Here is a 21286-nt window from a genome sequence, read left to right as displayed (position 1 = left end):
CTTACCTGCTTGTGTATTCAGCTCTTTATAAGAATTCCTGCTTAAGTTGAGCGGATTATTAAATTCATGATCGAAGAGTTAAAAAGTCAAAGCAAAATAAGAGAACTATTAAGGTTGTCTTAAAAGGCAGAAACCAGATTAAGCAAAGAACTTAAACTATTGCATCGATTCCGAAATAAATCCCTTGTTTAACAGGAAATTCATTGATCTATAGATCTGTTCAAAAACCAAGTTTATGAACATACTTTGGAATCGCAGTACTAGTTCTTAGTTCCGAATACGAAAAATGAGCAGTAATTTATCCCAAATATTCTAGAGGAACACAAATAGTAAATGTGCGAGACTGAAACACCTATCAATATGGATTTATTTCATTTTTACCAGATTAATAACTTCTATATCATTGTCAAGCCAGGGAATAACGTTGTGTTCGGCACCTATAAACAGAATTCCGTTTTCTCCGTCTTTTAAGGTATTGTTAATTCTGAAGGCTATATAATCGTCCCTGTCCTGTAATAGAGTTTTCTTTCTTAATTCGTACCTTTTTTTTGCTTTCTCTTTTTCTTCCGGAGTCAAACTATTATATATATCCATCAGCAGGTTCCTTTCCTCAATCAGAAGCTCCGGACTTTCAGTAGCAACAATCTCCGCTTTATTTTCCACAAGTTTCTCTATAAGCCTGTAGTTCTGGCTTCCAAGACCTGCTGTGGTGTGCACGATTTTCATTCCGGTTTCTCCCCCGATTGGAAGCCCATCCTGATAGATTTTTGTATGTTCAAGTTCAATCTTAAGCCCGAATAGCTCTTTTTCAAGCTCGTCCCAGAACTTCCGGATCATATTCTGAGTTTCTTCCCACTTGTCCCTTCCTATCCTGGAAATTGTTTCTTCCTGAAGCTTTTTGCTCAAAGATCCCATATCTGCTGCGGTATGGACAATACTGATGTAAACAAGTTTTCTCATAGTCTCACACTCATAAACGAATGATGACTTCAAATTGGCCGCTCTTATCAGTAAGCTGACAGTTCACCCGAACTCCTGTGAATTAAATAACTTTTGAATGTACATATTAAGTTTATTCTATATAGAGTAAATTCTCAAACCTATCCACAAGTAGGACGTATTTTACGATAAATTCGAATCTTTATCATTTTTATAATTTGTATCCTTCTTCAGGTTCATAAGCAAGTATTCAATTGAGTAAACAAATTCAGACAACAGCGAGTCAATCATTTCATTCCCGTTTTCCGTCGGGACGTATACTTTTGACCTCATGTCACCTTTGGTCGTACTTGCTTCCAGAATATTTTTTTCTTCAAGAGAATACAGAACCTTGTATACTGAGCTCTGGTTAATAAATACCTGGTATTGCCTGAAGACTTCTTTTACAATATCTCGCCCACACATTGGCCTTGTTCTGATTATAGAAAGTATTATCATATCAAGATGTTTTTTGACCATTTTTTCAATATATGACTCCTCTTCGATTTCAGAATTAGAATATCTGGCAGGCTGTCCTTGTCTTAAATGCAACTGATATTCCCTCCAATGACCCCTTAGAATTTGGAGAAATTTTGTCGAACGACTCATACCAATAAGCAATTATTTTAGATCTTTTAATTAACTGTTGATTTAATCCGAAAAGTGAACACTTAGACATTGATTAACGAATTATATAAGAGTATCAGAAATAATATATAAACTAATATATTTACTCTTTACATAAATCAGTATATAATAGATACGAGGATTTAAAACCGATAAGTAATAAACTGGTTTAAGTGCGAAGAAAATAATTATGTTTTTTATTTATATATTATTATTATTATTATTATTATTATTATTATTTTTCATTTTAGACTATTGTCGAGTCCGCAGTAAAGTATCATATAAAATTGATTACAACTATTCGGAATCATTCAATACTTGAGGATTGACGCAACACTATTGTACTTATCCGGAGCGTTAAAACCAAAGTCAATCGACTGATTTGAGTGCTCTGAATAATTATTTTTGTTTTATTATACGGTACAATAAAAGGACCATATTTTAAAACATATTTTATAATAAAAAAATAAATATACTAATCTATTTCAACCTCTGCGACCCTAAAAGATAACAAAAATGGGAGTTTATTCTTTGGGGCTGTATTTGTTGCTGAATTCGTTTTCAGAGCAAAAAATCCCAATTCTAAAGTGCTATCTATTACTTAAATTTAAAAATTAAAAATAAATGTGGAATAGGGGGTATAAACTATGGTAAACAAAAGTCCTGATAGTAACGGTCTTTATGATGTACTTGACCTGATACTCGACAAAGGCTTGGTTATAGATCTGTGGGCCAGAGTTTCGCTTGTTGGAATAGAAATACTGACAGTTGAAGCCAGAGTTGTTATTGCATCTGTAGACACATTCCTGCACTATGCAGAAGAGATCACAAGGATTGAAAGAGCCTCAGCTATATTGGAACAAGAAGAGAAAGCCGTCACAGCTTAATAAGTAAGGAGCAGGATCTGACCATATTTCTTCTAACATTTAGAGAGACAAGTTTCAAAAGGAGTTTGTTTAAAAAACTGATAGAAACTAAATATCGGAGCTGACATAAAAATTCAAATTTTATCTTGATCAAAACTTTATTTATTTTTTGATATCACTAGCTTGAATTTTTGATTAGAGGGGACGGTATGGAAAAAAAGAATGAATCAAATAAAGAGAGGAATGAAGCACCACAGCAAGAAAAAGCCAGTAATGAAGCGGTTCAGAATGAAGATGCTGGGAATGAAGCGATTCAGTATGATTTGAGAAAAAAGCATACTGTAAAAGAAGTAGGAGACAAGGCTCTTAATCAGATTGAGCATCTTCTCAAGAAGAAAGCTCAAGGAGTTGTGGGTATATCCAGGGAGGGAGAATACTGGAATGTCCAGATAGAAGTTCTGGAGAGAAGAGCAGTTCCCGATATAATGGATATATTAGGTACCTACGAAATGAAACTCGATATGGATCTGAACATCATGGAATACAGAAGAGTGGGACTGCGACGTAGAGGGGACATGATAGTACTAGATGAATGTTATATTAGCTAAGTGTCCGGAGATTTAGGGATATACCGGCAGAAGATGGTTTCTTAAATCCCAAGATAACAGCCAGGTCTATAAGCAGCTTTAAAACTCAAAACAGTTTTAAAAACTCAAAAGGACCATTCCAGAATAGAATGATTTGGGGGAGATTATCGTGGCATCCAATGCTTGCCTTATCGCAACTAGGCTGTATGTGGAGTCGAAAAACTTGACTATTCATAGAAGTCAATATCCTGTAGCTCTCAATCTCGTACTATGTCCTGTAATCCATAACTTTCCCATGTGAGTGGAAAGACGAAGTTATCCAAAAAGTGAATAAACCGTAAAAATTTAAGAAATTACAAAATTAGAAAAAAAGCTCATAATACCTTTGATTAACACCTGAAAGTAAATGAATTTTTAAATGCCTGTAAAAATCTTGCATCCGTGGGGAATACAAAGTGAACAAAGACAATGAGAATGGAAAGTATGTCTATTGCATAATCAAAACCCAGGAGGAACAGGAAAATTTCGGAAATATAGGCTTTCAGGGAAAAAAAGTCTACACTATCAAATACAAAGATTTCTCTCCGGTTGTAAGTGACGTACTTTTTAAGAAATATGATATTGAGAATGAAGAAGATATAAAAACTCACACTTACGTGGTTAACGAAGTAATGAAAAAATACAGTGTTATTCCTGTGGCATATGGCATGGTCTTCAAAAACAAAAAATTGGTGGACATTTCCATGCGGTCTGGGTATAAAGCCATGCAAAAAGCCATAAAAACTGTGGATAATAAGGTAGAACTCGGAGTAAAGGTGGTTTTGCCAAAAGATCATGAAGGGAACGAGCAAAAAGCACAGGAATGCAAATCCGAGTTTTTGAAAAGCCTTAAGCAAATAGCTTTTGATTCCAAAGATCTCAGCCTTTTCAGCAAACGACTTATAATGAATACTTCGTTTCTCGTGGAAAAAGATAAGATAGAGGCTTTTTCAGATGAGATTGAAAGGCTCGAGACCAAACACGATTCATTTAAAGTCCAGTATAGCGGACCCTGGTCACCTTACAATTTCGTAGATATACATATATTATCGAAACAGAGGGGAGGCTTCAGGTAATGTTTCTCCTCGATGATCTTATTCTTCGGGCGCTGGGAATCTCAATTCCAGGGTTTGATTTGATTTATACGCTGGAAATCATAAGGGATCTTGCATATAAGGAACTTTATAATCCTGATAAAGTCAGAAACGAGATAAAAGAAAATCAGATGTTATACGAGTTTGGGGAGGTCCCAAGGGAAGAGTTCGAAGAAACAAAGTCCAGGCTCATGGAGAAGCTGAAATTTGCAGAGCGTTTTGAGGAGATGAACCTCATTGCCAGAAGCGACATCTTTGCCTGAAAAAAGAAGACACACAAAAAATGGGGACTCGGAACCCAGAAAATCCTGCGGAAAGATCATGGACTTTTTCAGACTGCTTGAAGAGATGGAAAAAGAAAAAATGTCCGAAAAATCTGGCAGAAGTACTTGCAAGGGACCGGTTGGCTCTAAAATCGAATATTCTTACCGTATCAAAATTAATGATCCTGAAAGAAAAGCAGGAAAGCCCGGAAAACGTGTATCCAGGAAGTCAGAGGCTGAGGAGGGCTAAATACATAAAAATCTGTTATATCTTTCAAAGATCCCCAGAGAACCACCTGCAGCCCACAGTAAATATATTCTAAAAATAACTGAGAATAATGCCGGTACATCATTAATTCCGGTTTCATATATCTGGATCTGGAAGTTCTATAGGAGCTAAAAGGGAATTAATAAACAGATAAATAAACAGGTGAATAAACGGTGAAATAATGAATGGTTCGGTTGTCAAGGAGTCGGGGGGACTTGTTGACGTAATAGATAGAATTCTCGATAAAGGGCTTGTACTGAATGCCGATATCTCTATATCTGTCGGAGGTACGGAGCTCCTTGGAGTTAAAATCACAGCTACTATTGCATCCTTTGAAACTGCGGCAAAGTATGGGCTTGAATTCCCTTCAGGAACCAATCTCAATGCTCCGGTCTGGGAGACAAGCTTTGAAACACATATAAACTGCCCGGAATGCGGAAACCGAAGAGAAGAAAAAATACTGCTGGCACAGGGATGCCCAATCTGCGGGTGGGAAAGTCCGCTTAAAAAGAACCTATAAAAATTCGGATTGGAACTGATAAAAAGGTGAAATAATGAATGGTTCGGTTGTCAAGGAGTCGGGGGGACTTGTTGACGTAATAGATAGAATTCTTGATAAAGGGCTTGTACTGAATGCCGATATCTCTGTATCTGTCGGAGGTACGGAGCTTCTTGGAGTTAAAATCACAGCTACTATTGCATCCTTTGAAACTGCGGCAAAGTATGGGCTTGAATTCCCTTCAGGAACCAATCTCAATGCTCCGGTCTGGGAGAAAAGTTTTGAAACGTATGCAAACTGCCCGGAATGCGGAAACCGAAGAGAAGAAAAGCTTTTGATAGATGAGGGATGCCCGATATGCGGATGGGAAAGCCCGCTTAAGAATAAAAGACTCTCGGAAGTCGAAATAAAACCTCCCAGATAAATGTCATCGGATTTAAGTTATCAGGGCATTGGATCTACATTATCATGGCTCGGTACCAAGGCGACAGTGCCTGATTTAGAGCATTGAACCTACATATAAGGTCTAAAGGTCTAAAGGTTTGCAGTATCGGGTTTAAAATGCAAAATTAGATTAAAGGGGCTAAAATGGAAAAGGATACGACAGAAAGAAAATCTGAAGGTGAATCTCAAGAAGAAAAAGAGAAGTTAGAGTCCAGAGAAGAATTAGAATCCAAAATGAAAGCCATGGAAAAAAGAATAAAGGAACTTGAGAAAGGTCTTGGAGAAAAAAGGGAATCCGAATATCGTGAAGAAAGTTTTGTGGGAGATCTTGTAGGTTCCCTTATTCCAGGCTTCGGAAAAATAGTAAAAACTCTTGAAAAAACTTCTCCTGAGTTTAGACAAAGAATTGCCGAAACTGATTCGGAAATAAAACACAGGCTTGAGACCGGCTGGAGCGATAAAAAGCCTGTTGTAAACTATGGATTCTCCATAAGGCCGCTTAACACAAAGCCTGCGAAAACTTCGACAGGAGTGGCCCCTAAAAAGAAAATCGAAGAAGTAAAAATCGAATCTACCAGAATTGAACCTGTTTTTGATGTTTTCGGAGAAGAGGACCATATTTTTGTAATTGCTGAGATTCCGGACGCCAATGAGGAAGATATCCATATAGAACTTGAAGGCAGCAAACTGAATATTTCTGCAGGGCTGTACAGGAAAATCATAACTTTACCTTCGGAAGCAGAAGCGATTAAAGAGAAAAGTTTTAGCAACGGTGTACTGCAGCTAAAAATAAAACGAAGAGAAAAAATCGATTAAGATCGATGAAAGGAGAGGAAATTCCATGCCGCTTAAGATTGATGAAAAAAATCTGAAAAAAGGCGTACTGGGTCTTGTTGTAGCTCTTGTTGAAATAATAACCGAGTTACTTGAAAAGCAGGCTCTCCTGAGGATCGAAAAAGATAGTCTCAGTGATGAAGAGATCGAGAGACTTGGAGAAGCACTTGCAGATCTGAACGAGGCACTTGAAATCATAAAGGCTGACAATAATCTCGAAGATACCGTTGAATCCGTACGTTGTGGACTGGATGAGGTTGTAGATGATGTAGTGGATAAATTAATAAATCCTGTAAGATGGGCTAAAGAGGTAGAGGAGCATGACCGAAACCGACCAAGGGAGATATCTTTACTTGATAGCTAACACTGAAGAAGAAATAAACCTGGGAGACATTGGCATTGGCGATAGGCCTGTATACACTATTGTTTTCCAGGATATTGCAGCTGTCGTACATGCTTCGAAACCTGAACCCGAGCCTGCACAGAATGAAGAACAGGCTCATCAGTGGATTCTGAACCATAACTACGTAATTGATAAAGCAACTGAGAACTTTAATACCGTATTGCCGTTTTCTTTCGGATGCCTTGCCAGAGGAGACGACGAAGCCATAAGAAACTGGCTTCAAAAGGATTATGGCTCTTATAAAAGAGAACTTGACAGGTTAAAAAACTCTGCAGAATATTCTGTACAGATTTTTTACGATTCGAAAATTCTGGAAAAACAGGTAATAGAGGGGATTCCCGAACTTGAAGAGATAAACAATAAAATAGAAGGTATGTCAAAGGGAAAAGCTTACATTTTCAAAAAAAAATTCGAGCTCAGCTTGAAACAGGCAGTAAATGACCATCTGGTAAGTCTGGGAGAAGAATTTGGGAAATTAATAAGAGAAAATGTAACACAATTGAAAATTGAGGCGAAAATTCCCTATATACCTGAGAAATACACGGGCAAAAAACTTATGGTTGCATTTTCCTGCCTTGTTATCCACGACAACATCGAAAGACTTGGGCAAAGCCTTGAGAGAATAAACAGAAGAGAAGGATTTGCAGTAAGATTTACAGGGCCATGGGCACCTTTCAGTTTTGTTGATCTCAAGGGGAATATTGAGGATGAAACCTGAACGCGAAAAAGATAGTCTTGGAGAACTGCTCAACCGATTGGTTACAAAGGGAGTGCTTATTAATGCAGATGTTATAATTTCAGTTGCAGGAATTCCTCTCATTGGAGTAAAACTGGGAGCTGCGATTGCATCCATTGAGACCATGCTTGAATACGGGCTTTTTGAAGAACTTGACAAAAATACCAGAGCCTGGCAGCTCGAACACCGGAAAACCGGGCCTCTTCTCCAGGAAAATGAAGGTATCGAGTTCCAATTCTATGGCTCTTACTTCCAGCAATCTCATCCTATCTGGAAATACTGTTTTACTTATGTAACCAACCGTAGAATCTTCGGATGGAATAAAGCTTTTAATATAATTTTATTTGAAATTCCACTTACCGAAATTCGGATGCTTGATATCGGCAAAGGAATCTACCAGGACGAAGAACGGGATGAACTTCGCCTGACCCTGGTGAACGACGAAGAATTGTATCTCCATTCAGGTGACCTTATTGGACTATATGATAGAATATGCAAACTTATCCCTGAATCTTCAACAGGGAAGCTAATTAGCTGTAAATGAAAGACAGCGCATTGCAGAACCTAAACTCCATTGAAGCGTAAAATACTTACTCTATGATACTCTGTGATACTCTGTGATACTCTGTAATACTTCGTGATGCTGCTTGACCATTTATGAATTATTTCGGTCAGCAACACAGTCTTGCCCATACCTGCCTTTCCAAAAAAGGCCCGCTTTACCAACGCGCTCAAATGGAATATGCACATCGATAATCTTAATTCCGGTTTAAAACATCTCTGTCTCTAAATGCTGGCGCGAATACCCGGTTGCTTGCAGCAGGAAACGCCTCTGCAACTTTGATCTTTTATCCTTGCACTTTACTACTCCTAAATCAAGTTTGAAAATATCAGTATTCTTCTGAGCCGGGTATCCATAAGAAGTAATAACGGGCTTCTTCAATGTGGAAAGTGTGGGGGTGAGACAGGATGGAAGACGGGCTTAAATCGCCTTAGAATTGATTCTATTTTGAACTGCCCATTTCTCTAACATTTAAACGGCGTACAAAAATTTAAGTAATAACTGTTATGTTTTTCTGCTCACTTAATTGTGTGGACAGACCTCTCCACCTGAGGTTGTAACTTGGGCAGGAAACTCCAACAAATGATCATTTTTCTCTACTTTTATATATTTTTACTACACCTTCTCAGGGATGAAAACAAAAAGGGCTGGCGCAAAAAAGGTGAATCCTTCCGGGACTTAATCTCCAGATTTCTTGAGAACATCAAGGACTTCTTTGTCCGCCTCACATCTCAACAAGATTTCTTGGAAATGCTTTTCGGTTCGAAAATACGATCCATGCTTTATTTCTTTCTTTTTTCGATGAAAATTAACAACGAATTAAGGAAAACCAGCTCCGAAGGAGAAATATTTATTATTCAATCAGAACACCAGTTGATTTTGTCCCTGAACTTGATATGAGAGAAAACGTCAAGTGATGAAGTTGAGGAACAGCCGCCTATAAAAAAAGCTTGTTCTTAGTTGGGGAAGTATGAATTGGGGTGTTGGGGGTTGGGATTATCTTCAGGCGGCTGCAAAAGGTAAATAATTTTCCTTATATATAATGCTTACCGTGTGCCGAAAACGAGTTTAATCCTTTATATATCCATTGGTTTTAAACGACAAAAATTCTGTTTTCAAACCGATGATGTAACAACTTTCTGCTGAGAAAGCAGAGGCTGTTCGGGCTGTATCACACCAGTCGCAATATCCCTCCCTTGTCAGGTCATGTAATCCTTCTCAAATTTATTATCTGAGAATTCTATTGCGTGGTCTAATAACTTCTTTGCTCAGTATACAGTTTGTTTATTTCTAAACTGTAGCTTGTATAACCATTTGTCCAGTATACTGGTTTCAAGTTATATGTCGAAACACAGCATTTGACATGCTTGACCTTACACGCTCTGAATTCACCCGTTCTGCGCCCTGAATCGTAGAAAACCGTAAACGAAGTTCTCAATCCTCTCTTCTGAACCCACAAAAAGTATTTTAAATATTAAACTAATTAAATCTTATAAAATAGACCTTCTATAATGGGTATGTATAAAAGAGAGGCTCACATAACAAAACGTGCTAATCTTTTATAATATATTTTGCTATACGAATTCTATCGCTAAAGTGCTCAAAGAATATTCCGTTTTCATCCTCACTTCTACAAACGCAGGACTTTCCACACTCTCGAAAAACCTGCTTAAATGCATATCTCTCAGCTTACCCCAGCCTTTTATTCAACTAATAGTGAAAATCAGGGTATATGTGGATTTTCTCATTGTTGATAATGTTTTAAAGTCTTCTCCGAACAAAAGACATATATATAACTAGTGACATGTTGGATTTGCATTTCAAGCAACTGCTTGTAAGTAATTATCTTAAAAATGTAGTTAACAGCAAACTGGGCTCGTGGTCTAGTCGGTCATGACATCGCCTTTACACGGCGGGGATCCTGAGTTCGAATCTCAGCGGGCCCACTCTCTTTATCATCCTTCTTTTCTAATTCTAAGTGCAGATCGAGCTTCTTTTTTAATGCTTCAACTCTCGTTTCTAGGTCAGATTTTGTTTCTGGTTGTGTAACTTTAAGTTCACAGTTAAGCTCTTCTTCAAGGGCAATTACATAAACAGGCTTACCATTGTATTCTGTTTTGAAAATATGAGCAGTTTCTCCAGCAAAATCTACTTCCGATTGTGGCAGCCTTACTAAAGGATATGTAATTTCTGGTTTTACCTTATGTTTCATTACCTTGGACTTACCTAACAGCTTCATTTTTTGACCTCTATGACGTCCAATAATAGTTACCAAATATTTATGTAACTTTCTATTTTCCATCATGTAGAAGAAGAATAGTAATTAACTCTGATGTGGCATAAACAGAAGGTTGCAGAACATTTATTGTGCCCAGTTTTGATACAGAGCCACTTGCATTGCTAACTGTCAGATTAACTGTATAAGTTCCTGATGCAGAATAAATGTGAGCTGGATTTTGTAGAGTAGAATTAGCTCCATCTCCAAAGTCCCAGCTTCTTGATACTGCATTTTGCGAAAGGTCAATGAACTGAACATTAAGAGGAACATAACCTGCAGTAACATTACTGCTAAAGTTTGCAATAGGCTCTTGTCTCTGCCCCTCCTCCAAAATAGTGCACATATAGATTTCGTAGTTTCCATTGCGACTATCTTGCCATACTATTCTATTGCCGTAAATAGCAGGTTTCAACTGATTTGATTCATTGGTAGTAATTTGAGTCTCATTAAAGGTTGACAGATCGTACATGTAAATATCTTGATTACCATTACGCTCATCTTGCCATACAATTCTGTTCTCGTAAATATCATAGTACGTCTTAACCGATTTAGATGCGGCTATCTGAGTTTCAGTTGAAGTAGAGACATTGTACATGTAAATATCGTTAAATATTTGACCACTACGTTCATCTTCCCAAAATACTCTGTCTTTGTAGGCATCAGGGGAATGCTGATCTGATTTGTTGGTGGTTATCTGACTTTCTTTAGAATTTGAGAGATCATACATGTATATATCCCAGTTTCCATTTCGCTGATCCTGCCAGACTATCTTATCACCATAAATAGCAGGAAGTGCCTGACTTGATCCGTTTGTCGTAATTTGTATTTCCTTGGAATTTGAGAGATCATACATGTATATATCTTGATTTCTATTTCGGTCATCTGTCCAAACTACTTTATCTTCATAGATAGCAGGGAAATACTGGTCTGATTTATTGGTAGTTATCTGAGTTTCCTTGGAGGTCAAGAGATCATACATGTAGATGTCGTAGTCATCATTTCTATCATCTACCCAGATTATTCTATTCCCGTAAATTCTAGGATCTTCCTGCCTCGATGAGGTTGTAACTACTTGAGTTTCGTTGGAAGATGAGAGATTGTACATGTAAACTTGTATCTTCCCTTCACGATAGTCCACCCACACTATTCTGTCACCGTAGATAACAGGATCTTCCTTCCATGATGGATTATTAGTTATTTGGGTCTCAGCTAAAGTTAACTGACCATCTGCACTCTCTGCGAAGGCTGTAGAAGCCATACATGAAATGGAAGTTAAAAAAACTAAAATAAAGGTAATTAAAGCTAAAGCGGTTGAATATAACTTCCCTTTATTCCTCATTAATTTCCCCCGACTTATCTTTATTTTATTCGACGTTGAAAAAATAATTAAACTGATTACACGTTGATAGATTTTAAATCTTTTCTCAAAGTTGGGCTAGATATATTTTAATTAGGGAATATTTATTCAAAAGAAGAAAATGAATTGTATGCCGTGATTGGATTTTGAAACTGTATCTGGAGAAGTTTGTAGTCTGATCAGGTACCTAGGGTCGAAATTCACAAATTAAAGATTCCTACGTATGTATCCTGGCAGTCAGGCAAAAAAGAGTGATACCTTTTCTCTTAGACTTAAACTTGTGAAGATAGTCTCATTAAGGGTTGAAGGTAAAAGAAAAATACTCGTAAAAATATTTAATCACGACTTTGAAATTAATTTAATGAAAAAATATTGTTAAAAATTGAAGCGAATATGGGAAAACTAACCTGCTAGGGGTTATTTCATTTCTTTTTTGGGATTTAATATACTCATCTAACTATATGATACCACCCATATTTCCAAAATACTATCTAAATAATGTTAGTTCATTAAGATAACTATTTATAGAAAGTTTGTGTACTTGTTATCAAAGTACAAGTAAAGAAGAACCCAACAGTGGGAAAAAAAGTAGGTGAAATTTATGGAGTACGTAACTAAAACATGTCCAATTTGTGGGCATGAGTTTGTAGTCCTGGAAAAGGTTGAGAAAAAAGCAATCTACTGCACGCTTGAATGCCTTTCAATGGCCCAGGGGAAAATTAGCAGTGGGAAAGTTTCCTCTACCTTACCTGTATAAACTGTTCCATTTCACGGGAAAAAGTATAATTTCTTTGCTTTTCCTTTTACCAAAATCAATTGAATACTAATGAAACTAAGCAACTAAAACTAAAACCAACTTAAATCAAGAGATTACTTAACAGTGGGGGAAAACTATGAGAATAAGAGTAGTCAGTTCCAGAGAAGAAATTTTCACACTTAATCCGAATGAGCGTCTTGTTCACCTGGCTTTCAGGCCTTCTAACAAGGATATCTTTGGACTGGTAGAAACATGTCCGAAGATTGAGGTAATTCAGTTACCAAAATCATACATGGCTACAGTCTCAAAGTCCATAGAGATGTTCCTTCAGATGCAGAGAGTCCAGCTTCTTGAAGGAGATGTCTGGGGGCACAGGAAGGATATCAATGAATATTACAGCATTTCATCCTCAATAATTGAAAAAATAAAGGAAATGAAGAACGAAGGCAAAGCCGTTGAGGAGATTGAGAAAAAAGTCTCAAGGGAAAGCAAGCTGAACCCTGCAATGGTCGGCTATATACTGAAATAAGGAAATAAGTGCCTGATCCGCAGGGATAAGGTATGGACCCTAAGACTCAGCTGGAGATTAGATTGAACAGCTCATCGATTCCACATCATTTTAATCTAATCTCCAATTTAACTTTCTTTTATGGCTTTTTCGATTGATTACTTGCCAGATATCAAAGGCAATAGGTCAGAACTCATTCTCATATGAATTTGCAGTTCTAATCGTACCTCTCGCACTAACCTTTTTGATGTCATTTTTAACTTCTCCTCTGTTACGTTAAGACGAGTTTCTAACTCAGATTTATACAATGGTTGTATAACCTTTGTCTAATCTGTATTTCACTGTCAAGTCTTCATCATGAGTAATTATAAACACAGGTTAAACAAGGTAGTGCCAACTATTCGATTTTTCTAAAAAGCTCCAAACGGAGGAGCTTGACTCTAAAGCGGGATAAGTCATGAGACAAATGCAGGAAGTAAAGATATGCAGGAACAGTTGGCAGGAATCGAAAGCTTCCTGAAAGGTTCAGGATCAATAGTGACCTTATTATTTGTCCTTATTAATATTCGTATATTCAAAGTCGATCTGGCAAACAGTCTATCCAAGGTGCCGGAAATAATAGTTTCACGATCATTTCCCGGGTTTCAGGAACCCTGTACAGTCCTCTCACTGAGTTCTTCGAGACCAAAAATATCAAGGACTCTGCCGCAGTTAGCCCACTCATGAGCTTTATTTATGCTGAAAATTATCTCTAAGCTAAAGTATCTATAAGCCTGTAGTTTACAAGAGCTTTCAGCAAGTTGTTGGCATCAATCTCATTAATCCTTCATATTTGCCAAAATCAGTAGGAAATCAGGGATATCATAAAGTTGTTTACAGTTACAATAGCTAAAATAGGAAAGTATATATTCTCAGTAGTAATGCTCTCATATTCGATCAGAAAGTATATATGCCTTCATAGTTCGGTTAAATATAAAAATAAGAACAAATCCCATGCCCGTTAAATTTTGAGGATCAATGATTTCTAACTATAAATACAGACCATTATTCTATTTTTCTATAACTTTTCTTGTAACGTATACTCTCTGGTTTGCAGGGTCCTATGTAAGTTTTCAGGACGATAAAAGCGGGCTGTATATGTTACTTATGCTGCCTGGACTGATGGCGCCTTTTCTTATCTCTCTTGTTATAATCTCTAAGTCTAAAAATTCGGATCTAAAAAAAGATTTTGTCAACCGGCTTATCAATTTCAGACTGATAAGACCAAAAATGCTACCGTTATTTTTTTTAATAATGCCGCTTACTGTTCTGGCCTCCATCTTCCTTTCGCTTCCATTCGGGGGGTCGATTTCGCAGTTTCAACTTGCAGAAGAGTTCTCCTTTTCAGGCTTTGTCCCTGTCCTGTTTCTTCTTGTGCTTGCCGCAGTTTTTGAAGAGCTTGGGTGGAGAGGATATGCCTTTGACAGCCTGCAGAGCCGGTACACATACCTTAAGGCATCGGTTATTTTCGGTATACTCTGGTCGCTCTGGCACTTTCCGCTGATATTTGTCAATAATTCCTATCAGTATATGATCTTTCACGAAAACATCTGGTATGGTGTGAATTTTTTTGTCGGTATTATCCCTATGGGAGTGCTTATCAGCTGGATCTGCATTAAAAACGGAAAAAGTATCCCTGCGGCGATCTTCTTTCACTTTATTGTTAATATTTCACAGGAGGCACTGACTATATCTCAGACGACAAAATGTATCGAAACTGTGGTTCTCATTGCTGTTGCCGCGGTTATTATTGCATCAGACAAAAAGTTGTTTTTTTCGAAAGAGCATCTTACTACTGAAGCTAACTGATGGTTCGCATAAGATTTACTGCTGGTTCATTAAGATTTTTTCATGAAAAGTAAAAGGCAACAAAATGACAAATAAAACAGAAAATCTTTATTCCAAATTCCTTTTTATCTGGTTTGGACAATTCATCTCAATAATAGGTACCGGTCTTACTATTTTTTCCTTAGGAATATATGTATACCAGCAAACCGATACAGCTTCAAGCTATGTTTTTATACTAATGTGTGTTTTTTTACCGCCCCTCATGCTAAAACCCTATGGAGGGATACTGGCAGACCGCTACGACAGACGCCTAATGATGGTTGTCGGTGATTTGGGAGCAACGCTTGGTCTTCTCTTCATATTTCTTATAATGCTAAAAGGCAATATCGAACTCTGGCAAATTTATCTTGGGATTGCAACCAGTTCTATTTTTTCAGCTTTTCAGGAACCAGCCTATAAGGCCTTAATTACTGACCTTCTACCCGAAACTCAATATGCTAAGGCAAGCGGATTAATGCAATTAGCAGGTTCAGCTCAATATTTAATTTCCCCTCTTTTAGCCGGAATTTTATTAACAATAATTGATATCAAATTTATTTTTTTAATCGATATTAGCACTCTCTTAATTGCCAGTTCTATTGTTATCTGGGTAAGAAAAACTCTGGGCAGAACAGCAATAAAGCAATCAGAAAAAAAGACCATAGATGACTTTAAAGAGGGTATCCAGGAATTTTCAAAAAATAAAGGTGTAGTTAACTTGGTTATTACTACCATGCTCATACTCTTTTTTGTTGGATTGCTTCAATCTCTTTTTATTCCGATGCTGCTAAATTTAACGACCGTAAAAACGGTGGGAATATCTCAATCAATCTGTGCAACGGGTATACTGATCGGAAGCCTGTTTATTGGAGTATTCGGCAGCAAAAACAAACATGTAAAAACATTATCTGTCTCGTTATTCATCTCAGGCATATTTTTTGCCAACCTTGGACTCTCAACAAATATAATCTTTATTACTTTAGCAGGATTTACGTTTTTTGCCACCCTGCCTTTTATTAACACCTCTATTGAAGTTTTAATTCGAAAAAACATTGACAACAGTAAACAGGGACGCGTTTGGTCAATTATTTCTACGATTACTTATCTTGGCTCCATAGTAGCTTTTGCAGTAGCAGGCTTTTTAGCAGATAAAATTTTCAATCCACTTTTAGAATTGGACGGTTTGCTGGTTGAAACAGCTGGTTTTATTGTCGGAACAGGAAAAGGTAGGGGAATTGCCTTAATGTTTATAATTTCCGGACTAATGATTTCCATGATTGCTCTGTTTATTTGGCGAAATAATAAAATAAAAATATTGGAAGATATTGAAGATCAAGGTAATATAGGTAGTGTGCCAATTTCTCTGTAAAATTACTCTATATCCTTTTACTCTACTTTTGATGGCGGTGTGCCTAATTTAGCATGAAAGTACATGAGGATATCTTCCTCACATGCTCTCTTCATCCTCTTTTCGCGTTATTGCAAATATTTCACTAATTATTTTTATTCGTTCATCAACTGAGAATATCTCGGTCTCAACAATCTTTCTCTTTTGAATTTCCCTTTTTTTATATCCAGTTTCATCTTCGTACATCTCATCATTCGTAATAAGATGCCATATTATCGTTGCAATTTTCCTTGCCAAGGCAATAATTGCCTTTGCATGTCCAATTGACTTCTTTTTCCTGTTAAAAAACTCTTTTAACTTACTGTTATTCTTTCTTGCCGCTGCTTGAGCAATCTGCGTCAGAATCCATCTTGCTCTCTTTGATCCTCTCTTTGTGATTCTTCCGTTGTGGTATTTATCTGCAGATTGATACACATTAGGAACCAGACCAAGCCAAGAAGCAAGCTTATCTCCAGAAGAAAAATCCTTGAAATTGCCTATTTCAGCAAGTAGAATTGCCGCACCAAGTTCTCCTATACCTGGAACTGACATTAAAATCTCCATTTCTCGCTTATGATTTCTATAAGCATAATTGAAAATTTCTTTTTCTAAAGCTTCGATCTCATCATCAAGACTTTTTATGAGTTTTAGACAGATCTGAAGTCTGAATGCAGCACTTTGAGAGATTTCTCGCTCAAGAATTTCTCTGATTTGATCACTTTTTTTACGAACATTTGGAGAAAGACTTGCGATAATCTGGTCAACAGTCTTACCTGAAGAGATTCCTGATAAGATCATTCTGCCATTCTTGCCGAAAATGTCTGTCAGCACATTCTTCAGGTTTAACATTTCAGATGCAAGAATTGAGTGAGCTTTATTTTTTAGATCTGTTCTTTTTTGTACAAGTGTTAACCGAAGTCGAACATATGATCTAAAATCTCTATGATCCTTTGGAAAAACTCTTGATGGCTGAATCATATTATTAAGTGCAAGTTGTGCAATGACTTCTGAATCAATCTTATCTGTTTTTTTATGTGTAAATACCTTCATATCTCGCGCATTTCCAACTATCACCGGTAGATGCTTTATCAAAGAATCATGGACAGGAACCCAAAAGTCACTTGTTGATTCACATGCAACAACATTACATTTTTCTGATATTACCCAATTTTTAAGGGCTAAAATTCCCTCATCATCTCTGTCGAAACGCTGCTGTTGTTTTTCACCAGATCTACTGAGAATTGTAGCAATGAAAAAGAGTTTGTGAATGTCTAAACCACAAGCTTTGTTTATGACTTCAATCATCAAATAATATCACCCAATTTATTTGGGCAGTGGAATTGCCTCAAAGGCCAATTTAGCATCCGTGATCAAAGTCACACTTGAGCCTTCGATGGCAATTCACTGATTAGTTTTCTGACGGTTTTGAAAAACCAAAATTAGGACAACCTTACTGCCCAAAGTAATAAGGAATTCAATAGCCAAAAAAGTGGGGTAAAGTACTTTCATTTAGTTGTGCATGTTATTCAAAGAATATCATGTGCGTTTTCTCAATGAAAAGGATCTTTAAGTTAGAATATTCACTCAACATCGGATCGAAAATAGAGTATATAGACATCGATTTTTCAAAAAGATTGCTTATAAAATCTGTGAGTCTTGACTGTTTTAGAGATATGATACGGATTTTAATATTTGTCTTTTGATCGTCCAATTTTCGACCAAAAAGCTGTTCGTATTCTTTTCTGCCTTTAATACTCTTAAGACTTATAACAATGGTACGTGCAGACCCTAAAAAATCGTCGATTTGAGTCAATAAGTACTTATATCCTTTTGTAATAATCTTTATCATGGATTATACCTTTTTAAAGCCCAATTATTTGTTTGGCGACATAATATTGGTTTAATTAGGTATAATCCATTCTATTTACCTTTAAATTGAAATTAAAGTGTTTTAGTCTAATTTTTTAAAAAAATAGATCTTTTTAACATCCATTATTCCAAAATAAGGGCTATTAACTAAAATGGCATAAGCTCAGTTAAAAAGAAAACAAAGAAAAAAAATGGGTTAAAAAAAATTAAAAAGAAAATAAAAAGAAAAATGAAAGAAATTCAGAGGAAGCGAATTCCTGCTGGCATTTCGCCCACTCTCTTCCTGAACTCTTCAGGCCAGTTTTCCGGGTCAAGCCCTTTCTGCGCAAGGAAGACCGCAGCCCACCTTTCAAGCCCGACCCCCGAGCACCCGGACCAGAGTTCTTCTCCGGACTGCAGCTTTACATTGAAGCCTTTCGGATACTTGTCCCCGTTGATGCTAACGTTCTGGAACTCGAGCCATTCGGCGTTTTCCCCGCGATAAGGCAGGCAGGCTTCATAGTCAGTTGTCCCTACAGCATTTCCTTCGGCAAGCCCGAGCAGCCCTTCCTGTGCCATGAACCAGGGAGTAACCCTTGCTTTTCTCCATTCAATGTCCAGGATGTCATTGAAGATATGCATGTAGCGCGCGTGTAGCTCTTCCGCACACCTTATTACCTCTTCCTTTGTCCCTATCCAGACGATTTCTATCCTGTGGAACTCATCTACCCTTTCAATTCCGTGGATCCCACCGCTTTCGTACCTGTGCGAGGTCCCGGACCTGTCAAAGACCTTTACAGGAATCCCGTCATTCGGAAGAGTTTCACCTGCAACATACATCCAGAAAGGCGGGCACTGGGCGTAACACATACCGCCTATGGGTTCCCCGATTTTTTCTTTAATGAGCTTTGTCGGAACCTCGTGGGTTACCTTGTAATAGTCTGCAACCTCTTCCCAGTAATCAGGATCCCTTGTCTGCGGAGGGCAGACGTAGTAAATCTCAGGGTATACTCCTTTGGCATGCCCGGACTTCATCCAGACCTCCCAGGTGACCAGCTTCGGGAAGATCATCTCCCTGTACCCGAGGGGCTCAAGTAGTTCGTCAAAAACGATCTTTTCGAAAGTCCGGAAGACCTTTGTGGATTGAGGCCCGTGGATCCACTGACCGCGGCTTGCTCCCCTTTTGAGCCAGCCTTCTTTCATCATCGCCTGGGTAGGGTCTTCTTTGAAGGGGTGCTCCATAGGCTCTCTCTGCCAGATCAGGTTCCAGTGCTCAGCCTTTGCCCCGTACTGGGCAGCCTCGATTTTTTCTTCAAGCAGAGTAAGGATGCGGTCCGGCACCCGGTTCTTCATCTCAGCCTCCCCTACTTCAAGCTCGAGCATGATCCCGCCTTCGATATTTTCCATTCCCTTTATGTAAGGAACCTTCAGCATCCTGAGTTCGTGATCTGTCGGCACTTGAATGGTAAAAGATTCGACCTCAATTCCCCTGATCCCTATCCTGTACTTCTTCCCGAGTTCCTCGGAAAGCACTTTCTTCAGCCGCAGGACGGCATCATGAACCCTGACATACCTTCCGGACTCCAGGGTAAGCTCGATCCTGTCTTCCCCGAGCTTCCATTCCGTAATTTTTGCTCCCTGCCCTTCAGGGGCACCTCTGGTAAGAAGAGTATTGTTTGCCTCTTCAAAAAGCGTAGCCACAGCTTCCTCTGCAGGAGTGGGGTCTGCACCTGTTTTAAAGTAAGCTTTGAGTTTGAACTGTAATTCCAAGGTTTGAGCCTCTTTTAGTTGTATTGAATAGTGTGGTTGTGAGTCTGGAAAGGATGTCAGCAGAATTTAAACGCCTATTCTGGAGATAAATGCTTATTCTATAATAGCAGGTGCCTATAGTTCGGATGTAAAATTAGATATAGATACCTGTACTGGTTGTAGTTTTTTAGTTAAAAGAGAAATTAGCAACTATATAAATATTTAGATTCTGCTGTTGACTGGTAAACATGCGGATATTTATAATGTCTATTTAACATGTAATACATTATACAACTGGATAAGATTGCAAACCAGAGTTTCAAATAAGAAGTGAGAAATTAAAGATACAGGATAAGGATATTATGAAAACCAAAGAAACACATATCGACGTTAACCACATCCGGCTTCTTATCCTGGAAAGAAAGAACGAAATTAAAGAAAAATTCAAAGCTGAAGTCGTTGAAATTTTTGGCTCATACGCCCGAGGCGAGGAAAAGGAAGGAAGCGATATTGATGTCCTGGTGAGGTTCGGGGAAGGAGCGAACCTTTTTGACTTTACAGCGCTTGAGTTTTACCTTGAAGACCTGTTTGGAGTTTCCGTCGATGTTGTTTCCGAAAGAGGCTTTAACCCGATAATTAGAAATGATATATTAAAGGGAACTGCCGGGGGTATGAAATCCCCTCTTCTTTACCTGTGCGAGATGCTCAAAGCTGCCAGAAATATAAAAAAGTTCACAGGAGAGATGGACAAAGACACTTTTCTGGACGATAATAAAACAAAGGATGCAGTCGTACTCCAGCTTGAGATCATAGGTGAAGCCACAAAATCCGTTTCTGACGACATAAGGTCTCTGTCTCCTGAAATTGATTGGGAAGATATAATATACATACGAGACCACCTGATATGTACTTATTTTGATATAGATTATGACCGCGTTTGGGATACTGCAATAAAAGACATCCCCGTGCTTGAGCAAACAATTGAGAAATTGTTTGATGAGCTGAATTCCAGCAACCAGAGATTATAACGCAAAGAATAGAAATCAGAGGGGAGTGAAATGAAGCCTGACAGGTGTACATTCTATAGGGGAAAAATCTCAGAAGGCGAGACCGAGCTCGTTGTAAAAGTCGGAGAGCAGATCATCGCCATTAAAGACATTTCAGCCTATGTCTGCGAGAACTGCGGGGACGCATATTATACTTCAGAGGTTTCAAGAAAAATCGATATCGTCATGAAAATGTTTCATGAGTCCAAACTACTCCTGCATCCCGTGGCTGCCGGGGAGCTAAGCTTAAATGAAATTGTTGCGTGATTTTTTTCACGTTTACTCATTAC

22 protein-coding genes and 1 tRNA gene are annotated in these 21286 nt (G+C 37.9%); 18 read left to right on the top strand and 5 right to left on the bottom strand.

The annotated features are described in order from the left end of the window. Nucleotides 1–366 precede the first annotated feature (366 nt). Both ACZ5A8_RS04985 and ACZ5A8_RS04980 read right to left on the bottom strand, forming a co-directional pair. Nucleotides 367–960, bottom strand: a complete 594-nt coding sequence (locus tag ACZ5A8_RS04985; protein WP_464532578.1) for a hypothetical protein — start codon at nt 958–960, stop codon at nt 367–369. 162 nt (nt 961–1122) lie between these two features. Next, nucleotides 1123–1530 (bottom strand): PadR family transcriptional regulator, encoded by a 408-nt coding sequence (locus ACZ5A8_RS04980; protein ID WP_464532576.1) that lies wholly within the window; start codon nt 1528–1530, stop codon nt 1123–1125. A gap of 722 nt (nt 1531–2252) precedes the next feature. On the opposite strand from ACZ5A8_RS04980, the gene gvpA reads away from it, so the two are divergent. The 12 genes from gvpA to ACZ5A8_RS04920 all read left to right on the top strand — a co-directional run bounded on the left by gvpA (nt 2253) and on the right by ACZ5A8_RS04920 (nt 10146). Further along, nucleotides 2253–2492 (top strand): gas vesicle protein GvpA, encoded by a 240-nt coding sequence (gvpA, locus tag ACZ5A8_RS04975; RefSeq protein ID WP_464532574.1) that lies wholly within the window; start codon nt 2253–2255, stop codon nt 2490–2492. Between the two features lie 188 nt (nt 2493–2680). Continuing rightward, entirely contained in the window at nt 2681–3079 is a 399-nt protein-coding gene (gene gvpO / locus ACZ5A8_RS04970; protein ID WP_464532572.1) for a gas vesicle protein GvpO, read from the top strand. A 434-nt stretch (nt 3080–3513) separates the two neighbouring features. Continuing rightward, nucleotides 3514–4173 carry a GvpL/GvpF family gas vesicle protein gene (locus tag ACZ5A8_RS04965; RefSeq protein ID WP_464532570.1) on the top strand — a complete coding sequence of 220 codons (660 nt, stop codon included), beginning with the start codon at nt 3514–3516 and terminating at the stop codon, nt 4171–4173. Further along, the gene (locus ACZ5A8_RS04960; protein WP_464532568.1) at nt 4173–4454 is read left to right on the top strand and encodes a gas vesicle protein GvpG; all 282 of its coding nucleotides are present in this window, start codon (nt 4173–4175) and stop codon (nt 4452–4454) included. Before ACZ5A8_RS04965 ends, ACZ5A8_RS04960 begins: the two co-directional genes overlap by 1 nt. Beyond that, nucleotides 4429–4704 carry a hypothetical protein gene (locus ACZ5A8_RS04955; protein WP_464532567.1) on the top strand — a complete coding sequence of 92 codons (276 nt, stop codon included), beginning with the start codon at nt 4429–4431 and terminating at the stop codon, nt 4702–4704. The genes ACZ5A8_RS04960 and ACZ5A8_RS04955 overlap by 26 nt, the downstream gene beginning before the upstream one ends. A gap of 199 nt (nt 4705–4903) precedes the next feature. Further along, entirely contained in the window at nt 4904–5242 is a 339-nt protein-coding gene (locus ACZ5A8_RS04950) for a gas vesicle protein (RefSeq protein ID WP_464532565.1), read from the top strand. Nucleotides 5243–5276: 34 nt separating this feature from the next. Then, nucleotides 5277–5645: a gas vesicle protein gene (locus ACZ5A8_RS04945; RefSeq protein WP_464532564.1), complete on the top strand. Its 369-nt coding sequence runs from the start codon at nt 5277–5279 to the stop codon at nt 5643–5645. Between the two features lie 164 nt (nt 5646–5809). Next, on the top strand, nt 5810–6481 hold the full coding sequence (locus ACZ5A8_RS04940; protein ID WP_464532562.1) for an Hsp20/alpha crystallin family protein: 672 nt from the start codon (nt 5810–5812) through the stop codon (nt 6479–6481). 25 nt (nt 6482–6506) lie between these two features. Then, entirely contained in the window at nt 6507–6863 is a 357-nt protein-coding gene (gene gvpK / locus ACZ5A8_RS04935; RefSeq protein WP_464532560.1) for a gas vesicle protein GvpK, read from the top strand. Beyond that, complete coding sequence (locus ACZ5A8_RS04930) at nt 6820–7620, top strand: GvpL/GvpF family gas vesicle protein (RefSeq protein ID WP_464532558.1); 801 nt, start codon at nt 6820–6822, stop codon at nt 7618–7620. The genes gvpK and ACZ5A8_RS04930 overlap by 44 nt, the downstream gene beginning before the upstream one ends. Then, complete coding sequence (locus ACZ5A8_RS04925; protein WP_464532556.1) at nt 7610–8182, top strand: gas vesicle protein; 573 nt, start codon at nt 7610–7612, stop codon at nt 8180–8182. The genes ACZ5A8_RS04930 and ACZ5A8_RS04925 overlap by 11 nt, the downstream gene beginning before the upstream one ends. Before the next feature lie 1890 nt (nt 8183–10072). Continuing rightward, nucleotides 10073–10146 (top strand) — tRNA-Val (locus ACZ5A8_RS04920). Between the two features lie 345 nt (nt 10147–10491). On the opposite strand, the gene ACZ5A8_RS04915 is transcribed toward ACZ5A8_RS04920, so the two are convergent. Further along, a complete protein-coding gene (locus tag ACZ5A8_RS04915; RefSeq protein WP_464532555.1) occupies nt 10492–11817 on the bottom strand; it encodes a PKD domain-containing protein in 1326 nt (441 codons plus the stop codon). A 619-nt stretch (nt 11818–12436) separates the two neighbouring features. Here ACZ5A8_RS04915 and ACZ5A8_RS04910 point away from each other — a divergent pair. The 4 genes from ACZ5A8_RS04910 (at nt 12437) to ACZ5A8_RS04895 (ending at nt 16335) form a co-directional block, all read left to right on the top strand. After that, on the top strand, nt 12437–12592 hold the full coding sequence (locus ACZ5A8_RS04910) for a hypothetical protein (protein ID WP_464532553.1): 156 nt from the start codon (nt 12437–12439) through the stop codon (nt 12590–12592). Between the two features lie 136 nt (nt 12593–12728). After that, nucleotides 12729–13121: a DUF1699 family protein gene (locus ACZ5A8_RS04905; protein WP_464532552.1), complete on the top strand. Its 393-nt coding sequence runs from the start codon at nt 12729–12731 to the stop codon at nt 13119–13121. A 996-nt stretch (nt 13122–14117) separates the two neighbouring features. Further along, nucleotides 14118–14948, top strand: a complete 831-nt coding sequence (gene mmrce1, locus ACZ5A8_RS04900; RefSeq protein ID WP_464532551.1) for an MmRce1 family CPBP family CAAX prenyl protease — start codon at nt 14118–14120, stop codon at nt 14946–14948. A 64-nt stretch (nt 14949–15012) separates the two neighbouring features. Next, complete coding sequence (locus tag ACZ5A8_RS04895; RefSeq protein ID WP_464532549.1) at nt 15013–16335, top strand: MFS transporter; 1323 nt, start codon at nt 15013–15015, stop codon at nt 16333–16335. Between the two features lie 78 nt (nt 16336–16413). On the opposite strand, the gene ACZ5A8_RS04890 is transcribed toward ACZ5A8_RS04895, so the two are convergent. Further along, nucleotides 16414–17658: an IS110 family RNA-guided transposase gene (locus ACZ5A8_RS04890; protein WP_464530608.1), complete on the bottom strand. Its 1245-nt coding sequence runs from the start codon at nt 17656–17658 to the stop codon at nt 16414–16416. An 804-nt stretch (nt 17659–18462) separates the two neighbouring features. Next, nucleotides 18463–19971: a serine--tRNA ligase gene (locus ACZ5A8_RS04885; protein WP_464532548.1), complete on the bottom strand. Its 1509-nt coding sequence runs from the start codon at nt 19969–19971 to the stop codon at nt 18463–18465. 341 nt (nt 19972–20312) lie between these two features. On the opposite strand from ACZ5A8_RS04885, the gene ACZ5A8_RS04880 reads away from it, so the two are divergent. Beyond that, entirely contained in the window at nt 20313–20978 is a 666-nt protein-coding gene (locus tag ACZ5A8_RS04880) for a HepT-like ribonuclease domain-containing protein (RefSeq protein ID WP_464532546.1), read from the top strand. A 30-nt stretch (nt 20979–21008) separates the two neighbouring features. After that, the gene (locus tag ACZ5A8_RS04875; protein ID WP_464532545.1) at nt 21009–21263 is read left to right on the top strand and encodes a type II toxin-antitoxin system MqsA family antitoxin; all 255 of its coding nucleotides are present in this window, start codon (nt 21009–21011) and stop codon (nt 21261–21263) included. The last annotated feature ends 23 nt before the right edge of the window (nt 21264–21286 follow it).

This window comes from Methanosarcina subterranea (genome assembly GCF_055385895.1).
The sequence above is the reverse complement of the archived record's forward strand: the minus strand, read 5'-3'. Positions and strand labels throughout refer to the sequence as shown.